The organism is Cryobacterium sp. TMT1-2-1 (assembly GCF_004403955.1).
GTDB classification, from domain to species: domain Bacteria; phylum Actinomycetota; class Actinomycetes; order Actinomycetales; family Microbacteriaceae; genus Cryobacterium; species Cryobacterium psychrotolerans.
This window is the reverse complement of record NZ_SOHC01000053.1, coordinates 1-22606: the sequence shown is the minus strand read 5'-3', so window position 1 is coordinate 22606 and position 22606 is coordinate 1. Positions and strand designations below refer to the sequence as shown.

The 22606-nt window shown below is 69.3% G+C and carries 23 protein-coding genes; 15 read left to right on the top strand and 8 right to left on the bottom strand.

Annotation, left to right across the window (positions count from 1 at the left end):
* The first annotated feature begins 176 nt into the window (after positions 1-176).
* Entirely contained in the window at positions 177-1208 is a 1032-nt protein-coding gene (gene holA, locus E3T33_RS15575) for a DNA polymerase III subunit delta (RefSeq protein WP_241982897.1), read from the top strand.
* 199 nt (positions 1209-1407) lie between these two features.
* Here holA and rpsT read toward each other — a convergent pair whose 3' ends face one another.
* The 4 genes from rpsT to E3T33_RS09445 form a co-directional block, all read right to left on the bottom strand.
* Complete coding sequence (rpsT, locus tag E3T33_RS09460) at positions 1408-1671, bottom strand: 30S ribosomal protein S20 (RefSeq protein ID WP_092324572.1); 264 nt, start codon at positions 1669-1671, stop codon at positions 1408-1410.
* 119 nt (positions 1672-1790) lie between these two features.
* Positions 1791-2570 (bottom strand): alpha/beta fold hydrolase, encoded by a 780-nt coding sequence (locus tag E3T33_RS09455; protein ID WP_241982896.1) that lies wholly within the window; start codon positions 2568-2570, stop codon positions 1791-1793.
* A complete protein-coding gene (locus tag E3T33_RS09450) occupies positions 2570-3196 on the bottom strand; it encodes a response regulator transcription factor (RefSeq protein WP_092324571.1) in 627 nt (208 codons plus the stop codon). The genes E3T33_RS09455 and E3T33_RS09450 overlap by 1 nt, the downstream gene beginning before the upstream one ends.
* Positions 3193-4467, bottom strand: a complete 1275-nt coding sequence (locus E3T33_RS09445; RefSeq protein WP_092324569.1) for a sensor histidine kinase — start codon at positions 4465-4467, stop codon at positions 3193-3195. Before E3T33_RS09445 ends, E3T33_RS09450 begins: the two co-directional genes overlap by 4 nt.
* Positions 4468-4545: 78 nt before the next feature.
* Between E3T33_RS09445 and E3T33_RS09440 the strand changes: the two genes are divergently transcribed.
* The 4 genes from E3T33_RS09440 to hemW are packed head-to-tail and all read left to right on the top strand — an operon-like array spanning position 4546 to position 9558.
* Positions 4546-5784, top strand: coding sequence for an amidohydrolase (locus E3T33_RS09440; RefSeq protein WP_092324567.1), 1239 nt, complete (start codon positions 4546-4548; stop codon positions 5782-5784).
* Positions 5785-5822: 38 nt separating this feature from the next.
* Positions 5823-7676 carry a translation elongation factor 4 gene (gene lepA / locus E3T33_RS09435; protein ID WP_092324566.1) on the top strand — a complete coding sequence of 618 codons (1854 nt, stop codon included), beginning with the start codon at positions 5823-5825 and terminating at the stop codon, positions 7674-7676.
* A 4-nt stretch (positions 7677-7680) separates the two neighbouring features.
* Positions 7681-8328, top strand: coding sequence for a DUF1990 domain-containing protein (locus E3T33_RS09430; protein WP_092324564.1), 648 nt, complete (start codon positions 7681-7683; stop codon positions 8326-8328).
* 6 nt (positions 8329-8334) lie between these two features.
* Positions 8335-9558, top strand: a complete 1224-nt coding sequence (hemW, locus tag E3T33_RS09425; RefSeq protein ID WP_092324563.1) for a radical SAM family heme chaperone HemW — start codon at positions 8335-8337, stop codon at positions 9556-9558.
* 19 nt (positions 9559-9577) lie between these two features.
* On the opposite strand, the gene E3T33_RS09420 is transcribed toward hemW, so the two are convergent.
* Complete coding sequence (locus E3T33_RS09420) at positions 9578-9949, bottom strand: DUF4870 domain-containing protein (RefSeq protein ID WP_241982895.1); 372 nt, start codon at positions 9947-9949, stop codon at positions 9578-9580.
* A gap of 78 nt (positions 9950-10027) precedes the next feature.
* Positions 10028-10486 carry a DUF4870 domain-containing protein gene (locus E3T33_RS09415; protein WP_092324561.1) on the bottom strand — a complete coding sequence of 153 codons (459 nt, stop codon included), beginning with the start codon at positions 10484-10486 and terminating at the stop codon, positions 10028-10030.
* Positions 10487-10693: 207 nt separating this feature from the next.
* Between E3T33_RS09415 and hrcA the strand changes: the two genes are divergently transcribed.
* From hrcA to leuA, 9 genes are all read left to right on the top strand, one after another.
* The gene (hrcA, locus tag E3T33_RS09410) at positions 10694-11716 is read left to right on the top strand and encodes a heat-inducible transcriptional repressor HrcA (protein ID WP_092324560.1); all 1023 of its coding nucleotides are present in this window, start codon (positions 10694-10696) and stop codon (positions 11714-11716) included.
* Between the two features lie 105 nt (positions 11717-11821).
* Positions 11822-12928 carry a molecular chaperone DnaJ gene (gene dnaJ, locus E3T33_RS09405; RefSeq protein ID WP_092324558.1) on the top strand — a complete coding sequence of 369 codons (1107 nt, stop codon included), beginning with the start codon at positions 11822-11824 and terminating at the stop codon, positions 12926-12928.
* 10 nt (positions 12929-12938) lie between these two features.
* Positions 12939-13679, top strand: coding sequence for a 16S rRNA (uracil(1498)-N(3))-methyltransferase (locus tag E3T33_RS09400; RefSeq protein WP_134575203.1), 741 nt, complete (start codon positions 12939-12941; stop codon positions 13677-13679).
* 19 nt (positions 13680-13698) lie between these two features.
* Complete coding sequence (locus tag E3T33_RS09395; RefSeq protein WP_092324555.1) at positions 13699-14061, top strand: HIT domain-containing protein; 363 nt, start codon at positions 13699-13701, stop codon at positions 14059-14061.
* A 37-nt stretch (positions 14062-14098) separates the two neighbouring features.
* Positions 14099-15136, top strand: coding sequence for a PhoH family protein (locus E3T33_RS09390; RefSeq protein ID WP_092324595.1), 1038 nt, complete (start codon positions 14099-14101; stop codon positions 15134-15136).
* Positions 15133-15597: an rRNA maturation RNase YbeY gene (gene ybeY, locus E3T33_RS09385; protein WP_092324554.1), complete on the top strand. Its 465-nt coding sequence runs from the start codon at positions 15133-15135 to the stop codon at positions 15595-15597. Before E3T33_RS09390 ends, ybeY begins: the two co-directional genes overlap by 4 nt.
* Positions 15597-16916, top strand: a complete 1320-nt coding sequence (locus tag E3T33_RS09380; protein WP_092324552.1) for a hemolysin family protein — start codon at positions 15597-15599, stop codon at positions 16914-16916. The genes ybeY and E3T33_RS09380 overlap by 1 nt, the downstream gene beginning before the upstream one ends.
* Positions 16909-17811, top strand: coding sequence for a GTPase Era (gene era, locus E3T33_RS09375; protein WP_092324593.1), 903 nt, complete (start codon positions 16909-16911; stop codon positions 17809-17811). The genes E3T33_RS09380 and era overlap by 8 nt, the downstream gene beginning before the upstream one ends.
* A 239-nt stretch (positions 17812-18050) precedes the next feature.
* A complete protein-coding gene (gene leuA, locus E3T33_RS09370; RefSeq protein WP_134575202.1) occupies positions 18051-19817 on the top strand; it encodes a 2-isopropylmalate synthase in 1767 nt (588 codons plus the stop codon).
* 118 nt (positions 19818-19935) lie between these two features.
* On the opposite strand, the gene E3T33_RS09365 is transcribed toward leuA, so the two are convergent.
* Positions 19936-20613, bottom strand: a complete 678-nt coding sequence (locus tag E3T33_RS09365) for a hypothetical protein (protein ID WP_198417262.1) — start codon at positions 20611-20613, stop codon at positions 19936-19938.
* A gap of 105 nt (positions 20614-20718) precedes the next feature.
* On the opposite strand from E3T33_RS09365, the gene E3T33_RS09360 reads away from it, so the two are divergent.
* Complete coding sequence (locus E3T33_RS09360) at positions 20719-21087, top strand: nuclear transport factor 2 family protein (RefSeq protein WP_092324549.1); 369 nt, start codon at positions 20719-20721, stop codon at positions 21085-21087.
* A gap of 11 nt (positions 21088-21098) precedes the next feature.
* On the opposite strand, the gene E3T33_RS09355 is transcribed toward E3T33_RS09360, so the two are convergent.
* Entirely contained in the window at positions 21099-22481 is a 1383-nt protein-coding gene (locus E3T33_RS09355; RefSeq protein ID WP_092324590.1) for a DHA2 family efflux MFS transporter permease subunit, read from the bottom strand.
* Between the last annotated feature and the right edge of the window lie 125 nt (positions 22482-22606).

Sequence of the window (22606 nt, the reverse complement as noted above, 5' to 3'; positions counted from 1 at the left end):
CGGCCGCCCAGCGCGGCGGCGCGCTCACCGTGTGGACCGAGAAGGTGCCGCCCCGGGCGAGTGGGAGCCCGGGCGCGCGCGACAGCCGGCGCGCGGGCCCGTCACCGGCCCCGGCTAGGCTGGAACGAGCAATCGAAGGGAACCGCGTGGCCGCTCGCACCACCGCACCACGGGCACTGAAGCCGGCCCAGAAGTCGGCCTCGAAGTCGACGCCGAAGACCGCGGCTATCCCGCAGCTGGCCTGGCACCAGGTGCGTCCGGCGCCGGTCCTGCTGGTCTCCGGCACCGAATCATTCCTGGCCGAACGCGCCATCCGGCAGCTCCGGGACTTCCTGAAGCTCGAGGACCCCGAGCTCGAGGTCAGCGACGTGCAGGCCGACAGCTACGCGCCCGGCGAAATTCTGACCCTGGCCAGCCCCTCGCTGTTCGGGGAGCCTCGCCTGATCCGGGTGCGCTCCGTCGAGAAGTGCACCGACGCGTTCCTCACCGAGGCCCTCGACTACCTGCAGAACCCGGCCGAAGACACCTACCTGGTGCTGCGGCACGGCGGGGGAGTGCGCGGCAAGAAGCTCCTCGACACGATCCGCAGCGGCGTCGGCGGCGGCATCGAAATCGTCTGCGCCGAACTCAAGAAGGACACCGACAAGCACGACTTCGCCTCGGCCGAATTCAAGACCGCGGGCAAACGCGTGACCGCCAGCGCCCTGCGCGCCCTCGTTTCGGCGTTCTCGGATGACCTCGCCGAGCTGTCGGCCGCCTGCCAGCAGCTGATCTCCGATTCGAGTGCGGAGGTCACCGAGGTCACCGTCGATCGCTACTACGGCGGCCGGGTCGAGGCCAACGCGTTCAAGGTGGCCGACTCGGCCATCGCCGGGCGCCACGGGGAGGCGCTGGTCACGCTCCGGCATGCGCTGTCCTCCGGGGCAGATCCGGTGCCCATCGTCGCCGCCTTCGCCATGAAGATCCGCACGATGGCCAAGCTGTTCGGAGTCCGGGGCGGTTCCGGCCAGCTCGCCTCCCAGTTCGGACTCGCGCCCTGGCAGGTGGAGCGTGCCCAGCGGGACCTCCGCGGCTGGAGCGACGAGGGCCTGGCCCGCTGCATCACCATGCTCGCCGAGACGGATGCGAACGTGAAGGGCGGCGGTCGCGACCCCGTGTTCGCGCTCGAGCGCCTCATCGGCGTGATCGCGCGGCGCGGCGAAGACTGACCGGCGGGGCCGCTGCTCGCCGACGTCGCCGGTTCCGGTCGAGACCGCCCGGTGCACCGGGGCAACTCGACCGGAACCGTTCGACTAGGCGGAACCGTTCGACTAGGCGGAACCGTGCAACCAGGCGACGAACGCAAAAAAAGTCCCCGCCGGCGAGGGCGGGGACTTATGAACCGAGGGCCGAAGCCCCGGTCGGAGACTACTTGAGGGCGGAAACCGACTTCGCGAGCGCGGACTTCTTGTTCGCGGCCTGGTTGCTGTGGATGACGCCCTTGCTGACGGCCTTGTCGAGCTTCTTCGAAGCGACGGCGAGGCTGGCGACGGCCTTGTCCTTGTCACCGGAGGTGATCGCGGCGCGCGCGATGCGGATAGCGGTCTTGAACTCGCTCTTGACCGCCTTGTTGCGCTCCTGGGACTTCTTGTTGGTGAGGATGCGCTTGATCTGCGACTTGATGTTTGCCACGTTTGCACGCTTTCGTTTAGATTCTTTTACGGACATGCCACTCAGCGGTAGAGGGCGCTTCGCGGCGAAAATCGTGTGGGGTGGGACCCAACACGCAAGCCAACAGGAAACGATACCAGCTATTGGCCCGGCCCGACAATCGGCCCCGGCTCCCCACCCGGCTCCCCGCCCGCTTCCTCGGCCGGGAAGCCCGCCGACAGCTCGGCGGCCACCCGGCGGAGCACCGCGGTGAAGCGCTGCGGTTGCGCGAGGCTCACCAGGTGGGTCGCGCCCGGCACGATCACGAGGCGTCCACGACGGCAGGCCGCGAGGAAGCGCCGTTCGTTCAGGCGGAACTGGTCCAGAGCCCCATTCACCAACCACACCGGCCCCGGGTAGGCGGCCAGGCTCGCCAGCGGCCGGAGAGTCCCGGTGGCGCGCAGCCCGGCATCCATGACGTCCAGGGCCACGCCCCCGGCGAGCACGTCGTGCGCACCCTGGCGGGGAACCAGGGCGCGCACCATCGTCGTGTGCAGCCAGAGCCCGCGGTCGGGCAGCAGGCGGATGCCCCTGGCCAGGCCGCGGTATGCCGCCAGTCCCGGTCCTCCCGGCACCGTGGAGCAGCCGGCCGCCACGAGCCCGGCCACCCGCTCGGGGTGCGCGCCGGCGTAGGCGATCGCGTAGTAGCCGCCGAGCGACAGGCCGACGAGCATCACCCGGCCGCCGAGTGCGGTCACGCCGGTATCGATCTCGCGGAGCGCGCCCTCCACTGTGAACTCCTCGCCGAGCAGCGCGCCGTGGCCCGGCAGGTCGATCGCGAGCACGGAGTGCCCGTCGTCTCGGAGCCGCTCCACCTGCTGCCGCCACATCGAGGCCGAGGTGCGGATGCCGTGCACGAGCAGGATCGGGATGGCGGCCATCAGCTGTTCCTGATGGTTCCGGCGGCCCGGGCCGCTGCCACGGCCGAGGTGCGCGAGCCGACCCCGAGTTTGGCGAAGATGTGCGCGAGGTGGGACTTGACCGTGGCCTCGCTGAGGAACAGGTCCTGGCCGATCTGGCGGTTCGATCGCCCGGCCGCGACGAGCGTGAGCACCTCGGCCTCCCGCAGCGACAGCCGGGTCTCCGGCACCCGGGCGCGGGTGTCCAGTCGCGAGGCGACGGCGGGCGCGAGCGCGCTCTCCCCGGCCGCCGCAGCGCGGACGGCCGCGATGAGCTCGGCCGGCGGGGCGTCCTTGAGCAGGTAGCCGCTGGCCCCGGCCTCGATTGCGCCCAGGATGTCGGCATCCGTGTCGTAGTTGGTCAGGACGAGCACGCGAGGCGCTCCCGGGCGCGAACGCACGGCCCGGGTCGCCTCCGCTCCCTGCAGCGCTCCGGTGAACTGCAGGTCCATCAGCACCACGTCGACGCCGCCCGCCGCGGCGAGCGCGACCGCGTCCTCCGCGCTGCCGGCCTCCGCCGCGACGTCCATGTCTGCCTCGGCCGAGAACAGGGCGCGCAGGCCAGCGCGCACCACCGGGTGGTCGTCGGCCAGGAGGAGGCGGATCACGCCGCACCCTCGCCCAGCGGGAAGGTCACGGCGACCGCTGTCCCGCGCCCCGGGCGCGACTCCACCACGAACGTTCCGCCGAGCTGCTCCACCCGCTGCCGGATGGCGACCAGCCCGAACGACTCGGTGCGGAGCCCGGGCGTGGGCTCCGTCGCGGTGAAGCCCCGCCCGTTGTCGACGACATCGAGCGTGACCTCGTCGCTCATGTAGCTGAGGGTGACCTCGGCGCGGGTCGCCGCCGCGTGCTGGACCACATTGGCCAGCGAGCCCTGGGCGATCCGCAGCAGGGTGGCTTCGAGCCGCATGGGCAGCTCGACCGGCTCCCCGGTGACGTGCAGGCTCACCGCCGTCGCCTCCCTGCTCCCGGCGGCCTCGCGGGTCACGGTGTCGGCCAGGCGGGCGAGGGCGCCGGGGAGGGTCTGGGTGTCCAGGGCCGGGGGAGTGAGCTCGCGGATGAACCGGCGTGTCTCCTGCAGATTCGCGGCCGCGGTGTCCCGGGCGAGGCGCAGGTGCTCGAGCGCCGCGGCATCCGTCACCGTGCGCTCGGCGGCATGGATCAGCAGCTGGATGCTGGACAGGCCCTGGGCGAGCGTGTCGTGGATCTCGCGGGCGAGCCGTCCGCGCTCGGCCAGGATGCCCGCCTGGCGTTCGGTCGCGGCGAGGTCGGCCTGGGCGCCCCGAAGCTCACCGATCAGGGCCTGGCGTTCGGCGGCCTCGCGCAGCAGAGCCCGGTAGCCCAGCCCGATCGCGACGGCCACGCCGGCGCCGACCAGCGGCCCGAGCGCGGCCCCCACGCTGAAACCGAGGTTGCGGCTGAGCGCCCACACCGCCAGCAGCACGCTGACCAGGACGAGCGGCACGCCCCAGCGGAGGGGGAGCACGTGGAGCTGGAGGAAGAACAGCGGGAAGACGATGTACGCGGCGTCCTGGGCCAGGAGGGTGAGACCGAGCCACTCCACGAGCAGCAGGCCCAGCCAGACCGGGATGATCCACCGTTCCCGGCGCGTGCGGGCGAGGTAGCTGCCGCCGAAGTAGCTGCCGAGGAACACGGCCGCCAGGCCGACGATCAGAGCTGGGTCGGGCCAGGCGCCGAACAGGGCGCGCACCACGACCAGGGCGGTCAGCGCGGCGATCAGCAGGTGGAGTCCCATTCGCAGCCCGGTGAACACCGGGGTGAGCGCCGACAAAGGCAGGCCGCCGCCGATGCTGGCGGACGGCAGGGTGGCGACAGGGCCTGGGGCGACTGGGCCCGGGGCGGCAGGGCTGGACATTGCGCCCAGCCTAACCAGAGCGGATGCTCCCGGGCATCCATCGAAGGGATGACCGTCGGGAGTGGCTAGGGTCGAGTCATGACTTCACCGCTGAATTCCGCCCGCGTGATCGCCCTCGTCAACGCCCGGGTCGTCCCGGTCGCCGGCGACCCGATCGAACGGGGCACCGTGCTGATCGAGGACGGACTGATCTCCGCGGTCGGCGCCGACCTGTCCATCCCGGGCGGCGCCGTCATCATCGACGCGGCCGGCAAGTGGGTGTTGCCCGGCTTCATCGAGGCGCACGGCCATGTCGGCATCGACGAGGAGGCCAACGGCTGGGCCGGCAACGACACCAACGAGATGACCGACCCCAACACGGCCGGCGTGCGTGCCATCGACGCGATCAACATCGACGATGAGGGATTCCGGGACGCCCTGGCCGGGGGAGTCACGACGATCGTGGTGAAGCCGGGCTCCGGCAACCCGATCGGCGGGCAGACGGTCGCGATCAAGAGCTGGGGCGGCCGCACCGTCGACGAGCAGGTCATCAGCGAGTCGGTCAGCGTCAAGTCCGCCCTCGGCGAGAACCCCAAGCGGGTCTACGGCGACAAGAAGCAGACCCCGAGCACCCGGTTGGGCGTGAGCCTGATCATCCGCCGGGCCTTCGTCGAGGCCCGCAACTACGCCGAGGCGCGTGACGCCGCCGCGGAGAAGAACGAACCCTTCACCCGTGACCTCGGCAAGGAGGCCCTGGCCCGGGTGCTCTCCGGTGAGCTCGCCTGGGACCAGCACGTGCACCGCCACGACGACATCGCCACCGCACTCCGCCTGGCCGACGAGTTCGGCTACCGCCTGGTGATCAACCACGGCACCGAGGGGCACAAGCTCGCCGACGTGCTCGCCGAGCGCGACATCCCGGTGATCTTCGGGCCGCTGTTCACCTCCCGCACCAAGGTCGAGCTCCGCGACCGCGCGATCGGCAACCTCGTCGCGCTTGCCGCGGCCGGGGTGCGGGTGGCCATCACCACCGACCACCCCGTCGTCCCGATCAATTTCCTCGTGCACCAGGCGTCGTTCGCCGTCAAGGAGGGCCTGTCGGCGCGGGTTGCGCTCGAGGCCCTCACGGTGAACCCGGCCGCGATGATGCGCCTGCAGGACCGCGTCGGTTCGCTCACGCCGGGCCTCGACGCGGATGTCGTGGTCTGGTCGGGCGACCCGCTCGACATCAACTCCCGCGCCGAACTCGTGCTCATCTCCGGGGTCGAGGTCTACCGCTGGTCCGACGGCGCCGGACGTGTCGTCGAGCGCAGCGAACGGCTCGCTGTGCGCGGGTAGACCTGCGGCGCCGCTGAGCATGAAAGAATTGGGGCACCATGTCACCCAGAGCTCTCAAGGCGCTTGAACCGTCCGCCACCCCGCCGGCGTTCATCCGTAACTTCTGCATCATTGCCCACATCGACCACGGTAAGTCGACCCTGGCCGACCGGATGCTGCAGATCACCGGGGTCGTCGACGAGCGTTCCATGCGGGCGCAGTACCTCGACCGGATGGACATCGAGCGCGAGCGCGGCATCACGATCAAGAGCCAGGCCGTGCGGATGCCGTGGGAGCTCGAGGGCCAGACCTACGCGCTGAACATGATCGACACGCCCGGCCACGTCGACTTCACCTACGAGGTCTCCCGCAGCCTCGCCGCCTGCGAGGGCGCGATCCTGCTCGTCGACGCGGCCCAGGGCATCGAGGCGCAGACCCTCGCGAACCTCTACCTCGCCCTCGAGAACGACCTCACCATCATTCCGGTGCTGAACAAGATCGACCTGCCGGCGGCCGACCCCGACAAATACGCGAAGGAGCTGGCCAGCCTCATCGGCGGCAGCCCCGACGACGTGCTGCGGGTGTCCGGCAAGACCGGCGTGGGCGTGAGCGAACTGCTCGACCGGGCCACCCGGCTCATCCCGGCCCCGGTCGGAAACCCGGATGCCCCCACCCGCGCGATGATCTTCGACTCGGTCTACGACAGCTACCGCGGCGTGGTCACCTACGTGCGCATGATCGACGGCAAGCTGGGCCCGCGCGAGAAAATCCAGATGATGTCCACCCGCGCCACCCACGAGATCCTCGAGATCGGCGTCAGCTCGCCCGAGCCGACCCAGAGCCAGGGACTCGGCGTCGGAGAGGTCGGCTATCTGATCACGGGCGTGAAGGACGTGCGCCAGTCCAAGGTCGGCGACACGGTCACCACCGCGGTGAAGCCGGCGACGGTCGCCCTGCCCGGCTACACCGAGCCCAAGCCGATGGTCTTCTCCGGGCTGTACCCGATCGACGGCAGCGACTACCCGGCCCTGCGCGAAGCGCTCGACAAGCTCAAGCTCTCCGACGCGTCCCTCGTCTACGAGCCGGAGACATCCGTGGCCCTCGGCTTCGGTTTCCGCTGCGGCTTCCTCGGCCTGCTCCACCTCGAGATCATCACCGAACGCCTCGACCGGGAGTTCGGCCTCGACCTGATCACGACCGCGCCCAGCGTGATCTACGAGGTCACCACCGACGACAAGAAGACGGTCACGGTGACGAACCCGAGCGAATTCCCGAACGGGAAGATCGCGAAGGTCGAGGAGCCAGTCGTCAAGGCGGCCATCCTGGCGCCCAAGGACTACGTCGGCGTGATCATGGAACTCTGCCAGAGCCGCCGCGGCACCCTCCTCGGCATGGACTACCTCGGCGAGGACCGGGTCGAGATCCGCTACACCATGCCCCTCGGCGAGATCGTGTTCGACTTCTTCGACAACCTCAAGAGCCGCACGGCCGGCTACGGCTCGCTCGACTACGAGCCGATCGGCTCGCAGGAAGCAGACCTGGTCAAGGTGGACATCCTGCTCCAGGGCGAGCAGGTCGACGCGTTCAGCGCGATCGTGCACCGCGACAAGGCCTACGAGTACGGCGTGCTGATGACCGGGCGGTTGCGGAAGCTCATTCCGCGGCAGCAGTTCGACGTGCCGATCCAGGCCGCGATCGGCGCCCGGATCATCGCCCGCGAGAGCATCAGCGCCATCCGCAAGGACGTGCTGGCCAAGTGCTACGGCGGCGACATCTCCCGCAAGCGCAAGCTCCTCGAGAAGCAGAAAGAGGGCAAGAAGCGCATGAAGATGGTCGGCCGGGTCGAGGTGCCGCAGGAGGCATTCATCGCGGCGCTCTCCGGCGACGAACCGCCCAAGAAAGAGAAGAAGTAGCCGGATGCGCCGGGAAACCTTCACCGACGCCGCCGTCACCTACGGGGCCATCGGCGGCACCCTCGCGCCCGACCTGCTCCGCTACCCGCCCCAGGGGCACCGGCCGCAGGAGCGCAGCGTGCGGCTCGGCAGCGGCGAAGAGCGCTTCCGCCTGGCCTCGCGGTCGCTGATGACCTGGGGTGTGCAGCGCGGCAGCGGCATGAGCGTCACCGACCTGGAAAGCGGAACCGGGGTGCAGTACTCCGGCCTCCGGTTCAACGCCGACGGCACCGCTGCGGCCGACCAGAACGGATCGGACAACGAAGAGACCTTCTCGGACGACGGCACGCCCTACATCATCAACGGCATGACGGCCCGGCTCAGGGTTCCCTTCGGTCCGTTCACCGTGACGGCGCCGGTGCGCGTGGTCTACGTGATCGACGAGGTCGACCGGGTCGGCTTCGCCTACGGCACGATGAAGGGCCACCCGGAAAGCGGCGAGGAATCCTTCGTCGTCGCCCGGCACGAGGACGACTCCGTCTGGCTGACGGTCAGGGCCTTCTCCCGCCCGAGCACCTGGTACTACCGCCTGGTCTGGCCGATCCTGCGGATGCAGCAGGCGCGGTTCACCCGGAGCTACCTCCGGGCCCTGCACCCCGCCGGCGCGGCGTAGGCGCCGATGGCCGGTCCTCAGCCCCTCGGAGACCCTGCCCCGGCGGACGGCCTGCTGCCCGCCGGGGCGGCGGTCGGCGCGCCGGAGCGCGACTTCGGCGTCTACCTGCACGTGCCGTTCTGCCGCGTGCGCTGCGGCTACTGCGACTTCAACACGTACACGGCGACCGAGCTGCGCGGCGTCAAGCAGAGCGACTACGCGAGCCAGGCCGTCCTCGAGGTCGAGGCGGCGGGCCGCATCCTGACAGACTCCGGGCTGCCGGCCCGCGAGGCCTCGACCGTCTTCTTCGGCGGCGGCACCCCGACGCTGCTGCCGGCCGAGCACCTGGCCCGGATGCTTGCGTCGGTGAGGTCCGTCTGGGGCATCGCCGCGGGCGCCGAGGTCACCACGGAGGCGAACCCCGACTCCGTCGACGAGGCCTACCTGGCCCACCTTGCCGGCGCCGGCTTCACCCGGGTTTCGTTCGGCATGCAATCGGCCGTGCCGCGCGTGCTGGCCACCCTCGAACGCACCCACGACCCCGAGCGGGTGCCGCTCGTCGTGCGCTGGGCCAGGGACGCCGGGCTCGACGTCAGCCTCGACCTCATCTACGGCACGCCGGGGGAGACCCTCGCCGACTGGCGAGCCAGCCTGGAGCACGCGATTGCACAGGCCCCCGACCACCTGAGCGCGTACTCGCTGATCGTCGAGGAGGGCACCAAGCTCGCCCGGCAGATCCGGCGCGGGGAACTCGTCCAGCCCGACGAAGACCTGCAGGCGGACTTCTACGAGCTGGCCGACGAACTGCTCGCCGCCGCCGGGTACTCCTGGTACGAGGTGAGCAACTGGGCCACGGACGACGCCCACCGTTCCCGCCACAATCTCGCCTACTGGCGCAGCCAGGACTGGTGGGGCGTCGGTCCCGGCGCACACAGCCACATGGGCGGCGTGCGCTGGTGGAACGTCAAGCACCCGGCCGCCTACGCGGACCGGGTGCTCTCCGGGCTCTCGCCTGCGGCCGGCCGGGAGACGCTCGACGACGCGACCCGGGAGGTTGAGCGGGTGCTGCTGCGGAGCCGCATCCGGGAGGGCATTGCGGTCGCGTCGCTGTCGCCGCAGGGACGCCATGAGGTCGCCGGGCTGATCGCCGACGGGCTGATCGACGGCGCGGCGGCGATCGGCGGCTCGATCGAACTGACCCTCCGGGGCCGGCTGCTGGCGGACGCGGTCGTCCGGCGCCTGACCGACTGACCGCGCCGGCAGTCGATCCCTAGCTGACGAACTTGATTGTGAGCGGGTAGGTGTAGTACCGGCCCGTGTTGGCTGCCATCGCGGCCATGATTCCGAAGACGATGGCGAGGATCCACGCCGCGCCGAGGATGAGGAAGCCGATCAGGAGGATCGCGGTGACGCCGCCCACGATGTAGGCGATCAGCAGGGTGATCTGGAAGTTCAGGGCCGTCGCCGTGTGCGCGCGGATGAACGGGCCGCGGTCCTTCAGCACGAGGTAGCCGATCAGCGCCGGCAGCGGGCCGAAGAGGATTCCGCCGATATGGATCAGCGTCGCCCAGAGCTTCTCGTCGGCCGGGTTCATCGGGGTCGGGGCCTGGTACTGGTTCGAGGGGGGAGGTGCTGAGGACATTCGGACTCCTTATGGTCTGGTCGGCACGGTCTGGTCGGCCCCTGGTGCGGTCACGCCGACACCAGAGTAGCGGCCGGGCTACTTGATCAGGCGAACCGCGAACGGGTAACGGTAGTGGTGTCCGTCCTTGGCCTGCTGGAAGCCAAGGATGGAGAAGATCAGGCTCACGACCCACAGCGCCACGGAGAAAATCCCGAAGATCCCACCGATCCCGAAGGTGATCGACGCCAGGAAGCTGGCGATGATGTTGATCGCCACGTAGCCGAAGACGAGGGTGATCTGGAAATTGAGGGCTTCCTTGGCTTCCTCCGCCGTGAAGCGGCCGCGATCCTTGAAGATCAGCCAGATGAGCAGGGACGGGAAGAAACTCAGGATGCCGCCGAGGTGGGCGAAGGAGGCCCACTGCCGGTCGTCGGCCTCGGTGAGCGGGGCGGCCGGAACCGGGGCGGGGCCCTGGTACGGGGCCCGGTAGGGGTCCTGGGGCGGTCGCTGGCCGCGGTACGGGTCGTCGGGGATCTGGGCGTTCGGATCGCTCATCGGGGTGCCTTTCAGCGAATGGTGCTCGTCGGCTGCCGGGGATTCCCGCGCCGATATGCATAAGCTACTGCCCCCGATCCGCTTGTAGCAATGGGTGATCCCGTGCGGGTCGCGGTATGATTGGCACTCAGGAAGGGCGAGTGCCAACACCGCCAACCACATGCCACGAGAACACGGCAGCACGAGCGGAGAGGGAAGCGACCCGTCATGGTATCTGATCGCAGCCTCGAGGTCCTGCGGGTCATCGTGCAGGACTACGTCGCTTCACGGGAACCTGTCGGGTCGAAGACCATCGTCGATCGGCACTCCTTTGGTGTGTCTGCCGCGACGATCCGCAACGACATGGCCCTCCTCGAGGAGGAAGAGCTGATCGTCGCCCCGCACACCTCGTCCGGGCGCATCCCCACCGACAAGGGCTACCGGGTCTTCGTCGACCACCTGGCCGACCTGCGACCGCTGTCCGCGGCTGCGCGAGGGGCCATCGAGACCTTCCTGGGCGAGTCCGCCGACCTCGACGAGGTTCTGGCCCGGAGCGTCAGGCTGCTCTCCCAGCTCACCCACCAGGTCGCCCTGGTGCAGTATCCGTCCCTGTCCCGCGCCAGGGTGCGCCACATCGAACTCGTTCCCCTGGGCGGCACCCGCATCCTGTCCGTGCTCATCACGGACTCCGGCCGGGTCGAACAGAGAGTGATCGAGCTGCCTCGCGCCCTCGACGAACAGCAGCTCGGCGATGTGCGCGCCCGGCTCAACTCCGCCGTGTCCGGCCTGAGCATGAGCGAGGCGGCAACGGCGCTGTCCGGCCCGGAAGGGCTGGTCCCACGGGACCTCGAGGATGTCGTCGGCCCGATCACCGCCACCCTGGGCGACCAGATCGGCGCGAACCGTCACGACAAGCTCGTGATGGCCGGCGCGGCCAACCTGGTCCGCACCGAACATGACTTCACTGGCAGCATCTACCCGGTGCTCGAGGCCATCGAGGAACAGGTCGTGCTGCTGCGCCTGTTCGGCGAAATGGCCACCGACCAGCACGGCGTCTCGGTGAGCATCGGGCGCGAGAACGCGCCGTTCGGACTGGGCGAGACGTCCGTGCTCACGAGCGGCTATACCTCGCCGGGCGGCGACCTTGCCCGGCTGGGCGTGCTCGGCCCGACCCGCATGGACTACTCCAACAACATGGCCGCGGTCCGAGCCGTCGCCCGGTACCTGTCCCGCCTCCTCGGCGAGAACTAGGTCCCGAACCCGCACCGCCCGCGAACCCACGGCCAGATCCTCACCATTTCCAGAACCTCACCATTTCCAGAACCTCACCCCCAAGATATTCAAGGAGAGCCAGCTTTGGCTGACCATTACGAAGTACTCGGCGTCGCCCGCGATGCCACCACCGACGAGATCAAGAAGGCCTACCGGCGCCTGGCCCGCCAGTTGCACCCCGACGTGAACCCGGGGGCCGACGCGTCCGAGCGGTTCAAGTCGGTCACTCACGCCTATGACGTGCTGAGCGACGCGAAACAGCGCCAGCAGTACGACCGGGGCGGGCAGGGCGGCGGCGGATTCGACAACGGCCAATTCGGCAACTTCGGCGACATCTTCGAGACCTTCTTCGGCGGCGGAGGCGGCGGGAGCCGCGGACCCCGATCGCGCCGCGAACGCGGCCAGGACGCGCTGCTCCGGGTCGAGCTCGACCTCGACGAGGTCATCTTCGGCACGCACCGCGACATCGAGGTCGACACGGCCGTGGTCTGCGGCACCTGCAGCGGCACCTGCTGCCAGCCGGGAACGGCCCCGGTCACCTGCGACATCTGCCACGGAACCGGCAACATCCAGCGGGCCGTGCGGTCCCTGCTCGGCAATGTGATGACGTCGAGCCCCTGCGGCTCCTGCCGCGGCTACGGCACCATCATCGCCACCCCGTGTGTCACCTGCCAGGGCCAGGGGCGCGTGCGTGCCCGCCGCAAGGTCCCCATCGACATCCCGGCCGGCGTCGACACCGGCCTGCGCCTGCAGATGCCCGGCAGCGGCGAGGCCGGCCCGGCCGGCGGCCCCAACGGCGACCTCTACCTCGAAATGAAGGTGCGCCACCACGACGTCTTCAGCCGCGACGGTGACGACCTGCTCTGCACCCTGGACATCCCGATGACCACCGCGATCCTCGGCACGACCACGACGGTCGCCGCGCTCGACGGCGACATCGAGGTCCAGTTGCGGCCCGGCGTGCAAAGCGGGGAGATCCTCACGATCAAGGACCGCGGCGTGACCAAGCTGCGCGGAAACGGCCGCGGCGACCTCCGGATCGGCGTGCAGGTTCTCACCCCGACCAAGCTCGACCACAAGGAGCGCGAGCTGATCGAGGCGTTCGCGGCCCGGCACAAGGTGCCCGCACCCTCGCTCAGCCACTTCCAGCAGGGACTGTTCGCGAAGCTGCGCGATCGGTTCCTCGGCTAGAAGCCGCCTGATGGCGCATTTCTTTCTCGACGAGTCGCTCCGGGCAGAGGACTGCGCCCCGGGCGCGGTCGTCCGCGTGGGCGGCAGCGAAGCCAGGCACGCCGTCACGGTCAGCCGGATCCGGCCGGGCGAGCAGCTGCTCCTCGGCAACGGCGCCGGGCTCATCCTCGGCGGCACCGTCGTCACGGCGGAGCCGACCGAGCTGTCCCTCCGCGTCGACACGAACACGGTGACGCCGCCGGCCAGGCCCCGGATCCTGCTCGTGCAGGCCCTCGCCAAGGGCGACCGGGACGAACTGGCCGTCCAGGCCGCCACCGAGCTGGGTATCGACGGTGTGATCCCGTGGGCGGCGGCGCGATCGGTGTCCCGGTGGGAGGGTGCGAAGATCGCCAGGGGCCGTGAGCGCTGGGCCAGCATCGTGCGCGAGGCCGGCAAGCAGTCGATCCGACCCTGGCTGCCGAGCGTCGAGGGCCTGGCGAGTACGAAAGCGCTGGCCGCCCTGGCCGGCTCCGCGCGGATGCTCCTGCTCGAGCCGACCGCCTCGGCCCGGCTCACCGAGGTGCCCGCGCCGACCGACGACCGCGACATCCTGCTCGTCGTCGGGCCGGAGGGCGGAATCGCCCCGTCGGAGCTGGCCATCCTCGAAGCGGCCGGCGCGACGCGGGTGCGCCTCGGCGACACCATCCTGCGCACCTCCACCGCGGGGCCGGCCGCGGTGGCCATCCTGAACGCGACGCTCGGCCGCTGGTAGCGCCGCTTAAGATAGAGACATGTCTTCCTCCGGCGCAGAACCGTCCATCTTCAGCCGCATCGTCGCCCGTGAAATCCCGGCGACGATCGTGGCCGAGACCGACCGCATCATCGCCTTCAACGACATCCACCCGCAGGCGCCCGTGCACGTCGTCATCACGACCAAGACGCAGCAGTACCGCAACGTGGTCGAACTCGCCGCGGCCGAACCCGCCCTGCTGGCCGAACTCGTCGATGTGGCCCGGCAGGTCGCCGACGAGCGCACGGGCGGGGAATTCCGCCTCGTCTTCAACACCGGCCCGTCCGCGGGACAGACCGTTTTCCACGTGCACGCCCACATCATGGGCGGACAGCTGAAGGAGGGGTCGCTTGGCTCCCACTGACGCGACGTCGGCCGGCGCCGAACGCGCAGAGCTCCGGATGCAGGTCGACGGGATCGCCATGGTGCGGCTCCTCGGGCCGCAGGATCGGTTCCTCGACACGATTGAACACGAGTATCCTGACGTCACTGTGCACGTGCGCGGCAACGACATCACCCTGACCGGGGACCCCGCACAGGTCGAAGCCGTGCGGCGCCTGATCGAGGAACTGCAGCTGATGCTCCGCGACGGCCGCGACCTCGGCGAGGCGGAGATCTCGACGTCGGCGCGGATGCTCGGCGCCGACAGCACCCGGAGCCCGTCTGAGCTGCTCGGCCAGGCCATCCTCAGCTCCAGGGGCAAGAGCATCCGCCCGAAGACCCTCGGCCAGAAGCACTACGTCGACGCGATCGACGAGAACACCATCACCTTCGGAATCGGCCCGGCCGGAACCGGCAAGACCTACCTTGCGATGGCCAAGGCCGTGCAGGCGCTGCAGCGCAAGGAGGTCGACCGGATCATCCTCACCCGCCCGGCAGTCGAGGCCGGTGAACGCCTGGGCTTCCTGCCGGGCACCCTCACCGAGAAGATCGACCCGTACCTCCGGCCGCTCTACGACGCCCTCTTCGAGATGATGGACCCCGAGCTCGTCCCCAAGCTCCTCGCGGCCGGCACGATCGAGGTTGCCCCGCTCGCGTACATGCGCGGGCGCACGCTCAACTCATCCTTCGTCGTGCTCGACGAGGCCCAGAACACCACGCCGGAACAGATGAAGATGTTCCTCACCCGGCTCGGCTTCGGCTCCCGGATGGTCATCACCGGTGACGTGACCCAGGTCGACCTGCCCGCCGGTGCGAGCGGCCTCAAGCTCGTCAGCCGTGTGCTCGACAATCTCGACGACATCCACTTCGTGCAGCTGACCAGCGCGGATGTCGTGCGGCACTCCCTCGTGGGACGCATCGTCGACGCGTACACCGAATACGACGCGCAGAAGCAGGCCCAGCGCTACGAAAGCGACCAGGCGCGCGAATTCGCCGCCCGTGCCACCCCGCGCTCCGCCGGCCCGCGTGATCGCCTTCCGAAACGGAGACCCAGTTGAGCATCGAAATCAATAACGAGTCGAACATCCGAGTCGACGAGGCCGCCATCCTCCGGCTGGCCGCGTACGCGCTCGACGCGATGCACGTGCACGCGGATGCCGAGCTCGCGATCGTGCTCGTGGACGAGGGCGCCATGGAGCAGCTCCACGTGCAGTGGATGGACGAGCCCGGCCCGACCGACGTGCTCAGCTTCCCGATGGACGAGCTGCGCCCGGGCACGGAGGACAACGAGACGCCGCCCGGACTACTCGGCGACATCGTGCTCTGCCCGCAGGTGGCCCAGGCCCAGGCGGAGACCGCCGGGCACTCCACCCTCGAGGAACTGCTCCTGCTGACGACCCACGGCGTGCTGCACCTGCTCGGGTTCGACCACGCCGAGCCGGCCGAGGAAAAAGAGATGTTCGGCATCCAGCGGGACATCCTGATCGGTTTCACCCTGCAGGAACGCACGCGCGGTTGATGATGATCGGGTGGTTTGTCACGGCGGCGATCCTGCTGGTGGCGTTCGGCGGGCTGATGGCCGCCGTGGACGCCGCCATCACCGCGCAATCCCGGGCGGACATCTTCGACCTGGCCGACACCTCGCGCGCCAAGCGCTCCCTCCAGGCGATCGCGCGGGACACCGGCGCCCACCTCAACGCCCTCAATTTCGTGCGCATCATCGCCGAGACGACCGCCGCAGTGCTCGTGACCCTCGTCTTCGCCACCTCCATCGAGGAGTTGTGGCTGGCGCTTCTGCTCTCCGCCCTGATCATGACGGCCGTGTCCTTCGTGCTCGTCGGTGCCAGCCCGCGCAGCGTGGGCCGCGCACACCCGACGAGCCTCCTGGCCGGCACGGCGCCGCTGGTGCACTTCGTCCGGGTGCTGCTCGGTCCGATCGCGAACGCCCTGGTCGCGCTGGGCAACCGGGTGACACCCGGCCGCACCCGCCTCGCCACCTTCACCTCGGAGAACCAGCTGCTGAGCATGGTGGACGAGGCCACCGAACTCGACGTGCTGGAGGAGGAGGACCGGGAACTCATCCACTCGATCTTCGAGTTCAACGACACCGTCGTGCGCGAGGTGATGATCCCGCGCACCGACATGGTGACCATCGACGCCGGCGCGTCCATCGGCGCCGCCATGGGCATCTTCCTGAGCAAGGGCTACTCCCGGGTGCCCGTCGTCGACGGCGAGGTCGACGACGTCACCGGCATCCTGTACCTGCGCGATGTGGCCAGGCTCGTCTATGAGCGGCCGTTGAACGTGGAGCAGCTGACCGTGGGCGAACTGGCCCGGCCCGCCGTCTTCGTGCCCGAATCGAAGAAGGCCGACGACCTGCTGCGCCAGATGCAGCTGGAGTCCAACCACCTTGCGATGGTGGTCGACGAGTACGGCGGCATCGCCGGCCTGGTCACCCTGGAGGACCTGATCGAGGAACTCGTCGGCGACATCTCCGACGAGTACGACCGGGACGTCGTGGAGGTCGAGGACCTCGGCGGCGGACGCTTCCGGGTGGCCGCGCGGCTTCCCGTCGACGAGCTCGGCGAACTGTTCGACCTCGACCTGGACGACGACGACGTCGACTCGGTGGGCGGGCTGCTGGCGAAGACGCTCGGACGCCTGCCGGTCGCCGGATCCGTCGCCTCGGTGAGCGGCCTGGTGCTCACCGCCGAGCGCACCGAGGGCCGACGCAAGAGAATTAGCACCGTGCTGGTGGAACGAGACGAAGCGCTGATTGATGCGCAGACCGCATTCCTGGGAATGTCGGACGATGAAGGAGCAAATGGCCATGGCTAAAGAAGACGCGTACCGAGCGGGATTCGTGTCCTTCGTGGGCAGGCCGAACGTCGGCAAGTCCACGCTGACGAACGCACTGGTGGGGGAGAAGGTCGCGATCACCTCGTCGAAGCCGCAGACCACGCGCCGCGCCATCCGCGGCATCGTGCACCAGAAGAACGGGCAGCTGATCCTGGTCGACACCCCGGGCATCCACCGGCCGCGCACGCTGCTCGGCGAACGTCTGAACAGCCTCGTGCAGACCACGCTGGCCGGGGTCGACGTCGTGGGGCTGTGCATCCCGGCCAACGAGCCGATCGGCCCGGGCGACCGGTTCATCAACGAGCAGCTGGATTCCTTCCCGCGCGCGAAGAAGGTGGCCATCGTCACCAAAATCGACGCCTCGTCCAAGACCAACGTGGCCGCGCAGCTCCTGGCGGTGTCGCAGCTGCGGGATTGGGAGGCGATCGTGCCGATCTCCTCCCAGAGCCGCATCCAGCTCGACGTACTCAGCGCCGAGCTCCTGCGTCTGCTGCCGACCGCCGATGCCCCGCTGTACCCGGCGGACACGGTGACCGACGAGACCCTGGAGTCGCGCATCTCGGAGTACATCCGCGAGGCCGCGCTCGAGGGCGTCACCGACGAGCTGCCGCACTCCATCGCCGTGACCATCGACGACATGATCGAGCGCGACGACCAGGAGCTGGTCGAGATCTACGCCAACCTGTTCGTCGAACGGGACAGCCAGAAGGGCATCATCATCGGAAAGTCGGGCAGCCGGCTGAAGGATGTCGGCGTGCGCGCCCGCAAGCAGATCGAACCGCTCGTCGGCAAGCGGGTCTTCCTCTCGCTCCGGGTCAAGGTCGCCAAGGAGTGGCAGCGCGACGCGAAGCAGCTCGGCCGCCTCGGCTTCTAGCCGTCCCGGCCGCTCGCCCAGAGTCGCCGTTTCCGCCGAGAATCGCCGGTCCAACGGCGACTCTCGGCGGAAACGACGATTCTCGCGGCTGGCATCCGTTGGCCGGCGAACGGTGCTAGCCTGAAATGGTGCTGTTCGGTGTGCTCCTCCTTAGCTGCCGCGACGAGACCTAATCTGAGGCCTCACTCGTCGCGGAGTCTGTCGTGGGCTGACCACCATTCGCGAGGAGATCAGGGATCATGAAGAACAACCAGACCGCATCGGCCATGCCGATCCACAAGTACCGTCCGTACCACGAGCAGTTCCGGGTCTCGCTGCCCGACCGCACCTGGCCGGACAAGCACATCGTTCAGGCCCCGCGCTGGTGCGCGGTCGACCTGCGCGACGGCAACCAGGCACTCATCGACCCGATGAGCCCCGAGCGCAAGCGCATCATGTTCGACCTGCTGGTCCGGATGGGCTACAAGGAGATCGAGGTCGGCTTCCCGTCCGCCAGCCAGACCGACTTCGACTTCGTGCGCAGCCTGATCGAAGACGACGCCATCCCGGATGACGTGACCATCCAGGTGCTCACCCAGGCTCGCGAGCACCTGATCCACCGCACCTACGAGTCCATCGCAGGGGCGAAGCAGGCCATCGTGCACTTCTACAACTCCACGAGTGTGTTGCAGCGCGAGGTCGTCTTCCGCCAGGACAAGCAGGGCATCACCGACATCGCCCTGTCCGGCGCGCGCCTCTGCCGCGCGGCCGAGGCGACTATCCCGGGAACGACCGTCTACTACGAGTACTCGCCGGAGAGCTACACCGGCACGGAGCTCGAGTTCGCGGTAGACGTGTGCAACCAGGTCATCGAGATCCTCGAGCCGACGCCGGAGCGCAAGGTCATCATCAACCTGCCCGCTACCGTCGAAATGGCCACCCCGAACGTCTACGCGGACTCGATCGAGTGGATGTCCCGTCACCTCGCCCACCGCGAGAACATCATCCTGTCGCTGCACCCGCACAACGACCGCGGCACCGCGATCGCCGCAGCGGAGCTCGGCTACCTGGCCGGGGCCGACCGCATCGAGGGCTGCCTGTTCGGCAACGGCGAGCGCACCGGCAACGTCGACCTCGTCGCCCTCGGCATCAACATGTTCACGCAGGGCATCGACCCGCAGATCGACTTCGGCAATATCGACGAGATCAAGCGCACGGCTGAATACTGCAACCAGCTGCCCGTGCCCGAGCGCAGCCCGTGGGCGGGCGACCTCGTGTTCACCGCCTTCAGCGGTTCACACCAGGACGCCATCAAGAAGGGCTTCGAGGCGATGGCCGCGGATGCCGCGGCGCAGGGCCGCTCCGTTGACGAGCTGGCGTGGGCCGTGCCCTACCTGCCGATCGACCCGAAGGACCTCGGCCGCAGCTACGAGGCCGTCATCCGCGTCAACTCGCAGTCCGGCAAGGGCGGCGTGGCCTACCTGCTGAAGACCGACCACGCCCTCGACCTGCCGCGCAAGCTGCAGATCGAATTCTCCGGCGTCGTCCAGGCCAAGACCGACGCCGAGGGCGGCGAGGTGACGAGCGAGCAGATCTGGGACATCTTCAACGACGAGTACCTGCCGGCGAAGCGGTCCAACCCGGATGCCAAGTGGGGGCGGTTCGAGCTCTACTCGACCCGCACCGCCAGCGACCTGTCCGGCACGGTCGAGCTCACGGTCGACCTGCGCGACGACGACTCCGTGGCCAATGCGACCGGGTCGGGCAACGGCCCGATCGCGGCGTTCCTCGGCGTGATGGCGGAGCGGGGCATCGAGATCACGCTTTATGACTACGTCGAGCACGCCATGTCGGCCGGCGGGGACGCCCTCGCTGCCGCCTACGTCGAACTCGACGTCAACGGCAAGCGCTACTGGGGAGTGGGAATCGACGCTGACATCTCCACCGCGTCGCTGAAGTCGGTCGTGTCGGCGGTCAACCGCGGCGTTCGTGCCGAGGTCGGCAACCGCGAACTCGCCACGGCCTAGGACAGCACCGCCCGCGACAGGGCACGGGACCGGGACCGGTTGCGGGGCGGGGCCGGCTGGATCACCAGCAGGCCCCGCCCCGTCGTTGTCAGCGCTTGTCAGCGTTTGTCAGCGGTTGTCAGCGCAGGACCGGGACCGACGCGGAGCGAGCCGTCGCCGGCGCCCCGAGGATGCGGGTGCAATCTTCGATGGCCCGGGCGAGGAGGTCGTACAGGCGCGCGTCCGTGTCGGGCACGCAGGCCTCCGCGATGCCCGGAACCGAAATACGCAGGATCGACTCGGCAGTGTGGGTGGTGAATTTCGAGCGGGGCCGGGAGCCGACGAACCCGATGAAGTCCCGCGCCCAGCGCTCGGTGTCCGGCGCCCGCCGGAAGGCCTCCCTGACCTGTTCCGTGACGTTCGCCGAAGACCCGGCGTCCATCCCGGCGAGGTTGCGCTCGCAGGTGAGGATGCCCACCGCCAGGGCACGCTGGCGCTCCATGCTGGCGACCGGCAAGGCCTGGGTTGCCGCGCGCAGGGCGACAAGCAACTCGACTCGCGGGTCGTCGCCGCGCAGGCCGATGACGGACGGAATCAGCGTCGTCAACCGGGAGCGGGCCGCGTCGGAGGTGCAGTCGTTCACCATCCTCGCCATCGACGCGAGCGTCGGGTGCGTGCAGGACGGATGGTCGCTCCAGGACTCGCCTGCGAGGTAGGACGCGAATTCCATGAAGCATCCGCCGCTCCGCGGGGTGCGGTGCTTCCCTCGGGAAAGCACCGGCATCAGCTCCGGCGCGCCGGTCGAGTGTTGTGTCATGAGGAACCTCCATGAGACGTGAACCGTTGCCTTCCAGTCTCACCCCGCAGGGGATGAAATACCAGTGGCCTGTCCGCCGAGGCCCTCACGGGGTAGAACAGTGCCATGGCTGAACTAGCGGCGCTTGCCTCGTGGATTGACGGTTACCGCCGCGCCTGGGAATCAAACCGGCCAGGGGACATCCGGGCGCTGTTCACCGAGCGGGCCGTGTACCGAACCGAGCCCTACGCCGACCCCTGGGTCGGGCAGGATGCCATCGTCGCCGAGTGGCTGTTCGCCGCCGACGAACCGGGGGAGACCTCGTTCCGCTGGGCGCCACTGGCGATCACCGACGATGTAGCCGTCGTCCTGGCGACGACGGTCTACCGCGACGGGCCGAGCTACCGGAACCTCTGGGTGATCCGGCTGGCTCCGGACGGCCGGGCGAACGAGTTCACGGAGTGGTGGATGGAAGAGCCCGACTCGGCTGCGTAGGCGAACCGGATTTACGGGGTGGGCTCCGCCGACACCGCCGACCCCGCACCGGTCAGCGTGGGATTGCGGATGCCCGCCAGGGAGACGAGGCCGCCCACCACCAGGAGCGCCGAAGTGACCATCGCCGCCCGCAGGTAGCCGTTCAGGTCGAGCGCCGAACCGACGATGATTCCCGTGCAGGCGACCGCGATGAGCCCGGCGACCCGGGCGACGGCATTGTTGATGGCAGAGCCGATGCCCGCCCTGGCCGGGTCGACGGCGCCCAGGATCGCCGTGGTCAGGGGAGCGACCGTGATGGCCATGCCGAGGCCGAAGACGGAGATACCGGGCAGGACCTGCGTCCAATAGGCGGCCTCCGAGGTCATGGTCAGGGTGAGGAGGAAGCCGACCGCGCAGACGAGCGGGCCGACCGTCATGAACAGGCGCGGCCCGATCCGATCGGCCCGGGCGCCGAACCAGGAGGCGAGCAGGATCAGCAGCACCACCGCGGGCAGTGTGGCCACGCCGGCCGCAAGCGCGGTGTACCCGCCGACCTCCTGCAGGAACACCGTGAGCACGAAAGGACCGAAGGTGAACGCCGCATAAATGAAGACGGTGGCGATGTTGCCCATGCCGAAGTTGCGCACGGTGAACATTTCGAGCGGCATCATCGGATCGTCGCAGCGGTTCTCCCACCAGAGGAAGGCGGCGAAGCAGGCAATCCCGAGCACGAACGGCAGGTAGATGGCCGGGCTCGACCAGCCCAGGCGTCCCTGTTCGATCAGGGCGAAGACGGGGCCGCCGAGGCCCAGTACGCCGAGGATGGCGCCCACGACGTCGACGCGCGGCCGGGCCGGATTGGGCGCGTCGGTGCCCAGGCCCGCAAGCAGCCACAAGGCAACCGCTATCGGCAGCACATTGATCGCGAAGATGAGCCGCCAGGATGCCGCGTCGACGAGCATGCCGCCGACGAGCGGCCCGACGACGAACGCGGCGGTCGTCCACGCCGTCCACTTGCCGATGGCCTTGCCCTGTTCGGACGGGGCGAACGTCGAGATGATCAGCGCGAGCGAACTCGGCACGAGCAGGGCCCCGGCCGCGCCCTGCAGAATACGGGCGATGACGAGCACCAGCGCCGTCGGGGCGACCGCGCAGAGCAGGGAGGTGGCCCCGAAGCCGTAGAGGCCGATGCGCATAATCCGCATCCGGCCGAACGAGTCCGACAGGGATCCGGCGATCAGGATGAATGCGCCCAGCGTGATCAGGTAGCCGTCGACGACCCACTGCTGCAACGCGAGTCCGCCGCCCAGGTCCTCGCGCATGGCCGGCAGCGCGACGTTGATGACCGCGCCATCGAGGAACGCCACGAAGGTGACGATGATGGCGACGAGAAGCACCCGCTGGGCTCTGGTCACACGCACAGCGTATGCCTCCTCCGGGCCGAACGACACCCGTATTCGGTCGGCCTGGCTAGGGGCCCCAGCGCCAGCGGCGGCCCGCCGCGCGCGGCGCCGGGCGGCCCTCCGTGCGGCCGTCCGTG

What these genes read in the sequence shown, in the direction of transcription:
- leuA (WP_134575202.1), top strand. Translation starts at nt 18,051, where the DNA reads ATGAAGAACAACCAGACCGCATCGGCCATGCCGATCCACAAGTACCGT.
- hrcA (WP_092324560.1), top strand. Translation starts at nt 10,694, where the DNA reads ATGGTATCTGATCGCAGCCTCGAGGTCCTGCGGGTCATCGTGCAGGAC.
- E3T33_RS09430 (WP_092324564.1), top strand. Translation starts at nt 7,681, where the DNA reads ATGCGCCGGGAAACCTTCACCGACGCCGCCGTCACCTACGGGGCCATC.
- E3T33_RS09420 (WP_241982895.1), bottom strand. Translation starts at nt 9,949, where the DNA reads ATGTCCTCAGCACCTCCCCCCTCGAACCAGTACCAGGCCCCGACCCCG.
- E3T33_RS09395 (WP_092324555.1), top strand. Translation starts at nt 13,699, where the DNA reads ATGTCTTCCTCCGGCGCAGAACCGTCCATCTTCAGCCGCATCGTCGCC.
- E3T33_RS09440 (WP_092324567.1), top strand. Translation starts at nt 4,546, where the DNA reads ATGACTTCACCGCTGAATTCCGCCCGCGTGATCGCCCTCGTCAACGCC.
- E3T33_RS09360 (WP_092324549.1), top strand. Translation starts at nt 20,719, where the DNA reads ATGGCTGAACTAGCGGCGCTTGCCTCGTGGATTGACGGTTACCGCCGC.
- E3T33_RS09445 (WP_092324569.1), bottom strand. Translation starts at nt 4,467, where the DNA reads ATGTCCAGCCCTGCCGCCCCGGGCCCAGTCGCCCCAGGCCCTGTCGCC.
- hemW (WP_092324563.1), top strand. Translation starts at nt 8,335, where the DNA reads ATGGCCGGTCCTCAGCCCCTCGGAGACCCTGCCCCGGCGGACGGCCTG.
- E3T33_RS09400 (WP_134575203.1), top strand. Translation starts at nt 12,939, where the DNA reads ATGGCGCATTTCTTTCTCGACGAGTCGCTCCGGGCAGAGGACTGCGCC.
- E3T33_RS09455 (WP_241982896.1), bottom strand. Translation starts at nt 2,570, where the DNA reads ATGGCCGCCATCCCGATCCTGCTCGTGCACGGCATCCGCACCTCGGCC.
- E3T33_RS09380 (WP_092324552.1), top strand. Translation starts at nt 15,597, where the DNA reads ATGATGATCGGGTGGTTTGTCACGGCGGCGATCCTGCTGGTGGCGTTC.
- E3T33_RS09415 (WP_092324561.1), bottom strand. Translation starts at nt 10,486, where the DNA reads ATGAGCGATCCGAACGCCCAGATCCCCGACGACCCGTACCGCGGCCAG.
- lepA (WP_092324566.1), top strand. Translation starts at nt 5,823, where the DNA reads ATGTCACCCAGAGCTCTCAAGGCGCTTGAACCGTCCGCCACCCCGCCG.
- era (WP_092324593.1), top strand. Translation starts at nt 16,909, where the DNA reads ATGGCTAAAGAAGACGCGTACCGAGCGGGATTCGTGTCCTTCGTGGGC.
- E3T33_RS09390 (WP_092324595.1), top strand. Translation starts at nt 14,099, where the DNA reads ATGCAGGTCGACGGGATCGCCATGGTGCGGCTCCTCGGGCCGCAGGAT.
- E3T33_RS09365 (WP_198417262.1), bottom strand. Translation starts at nt 20,613, where the DNA reads ATGACACAACACTCGACCGGCGCGCCGGAGCTGATGCCGGTGCTTTCC.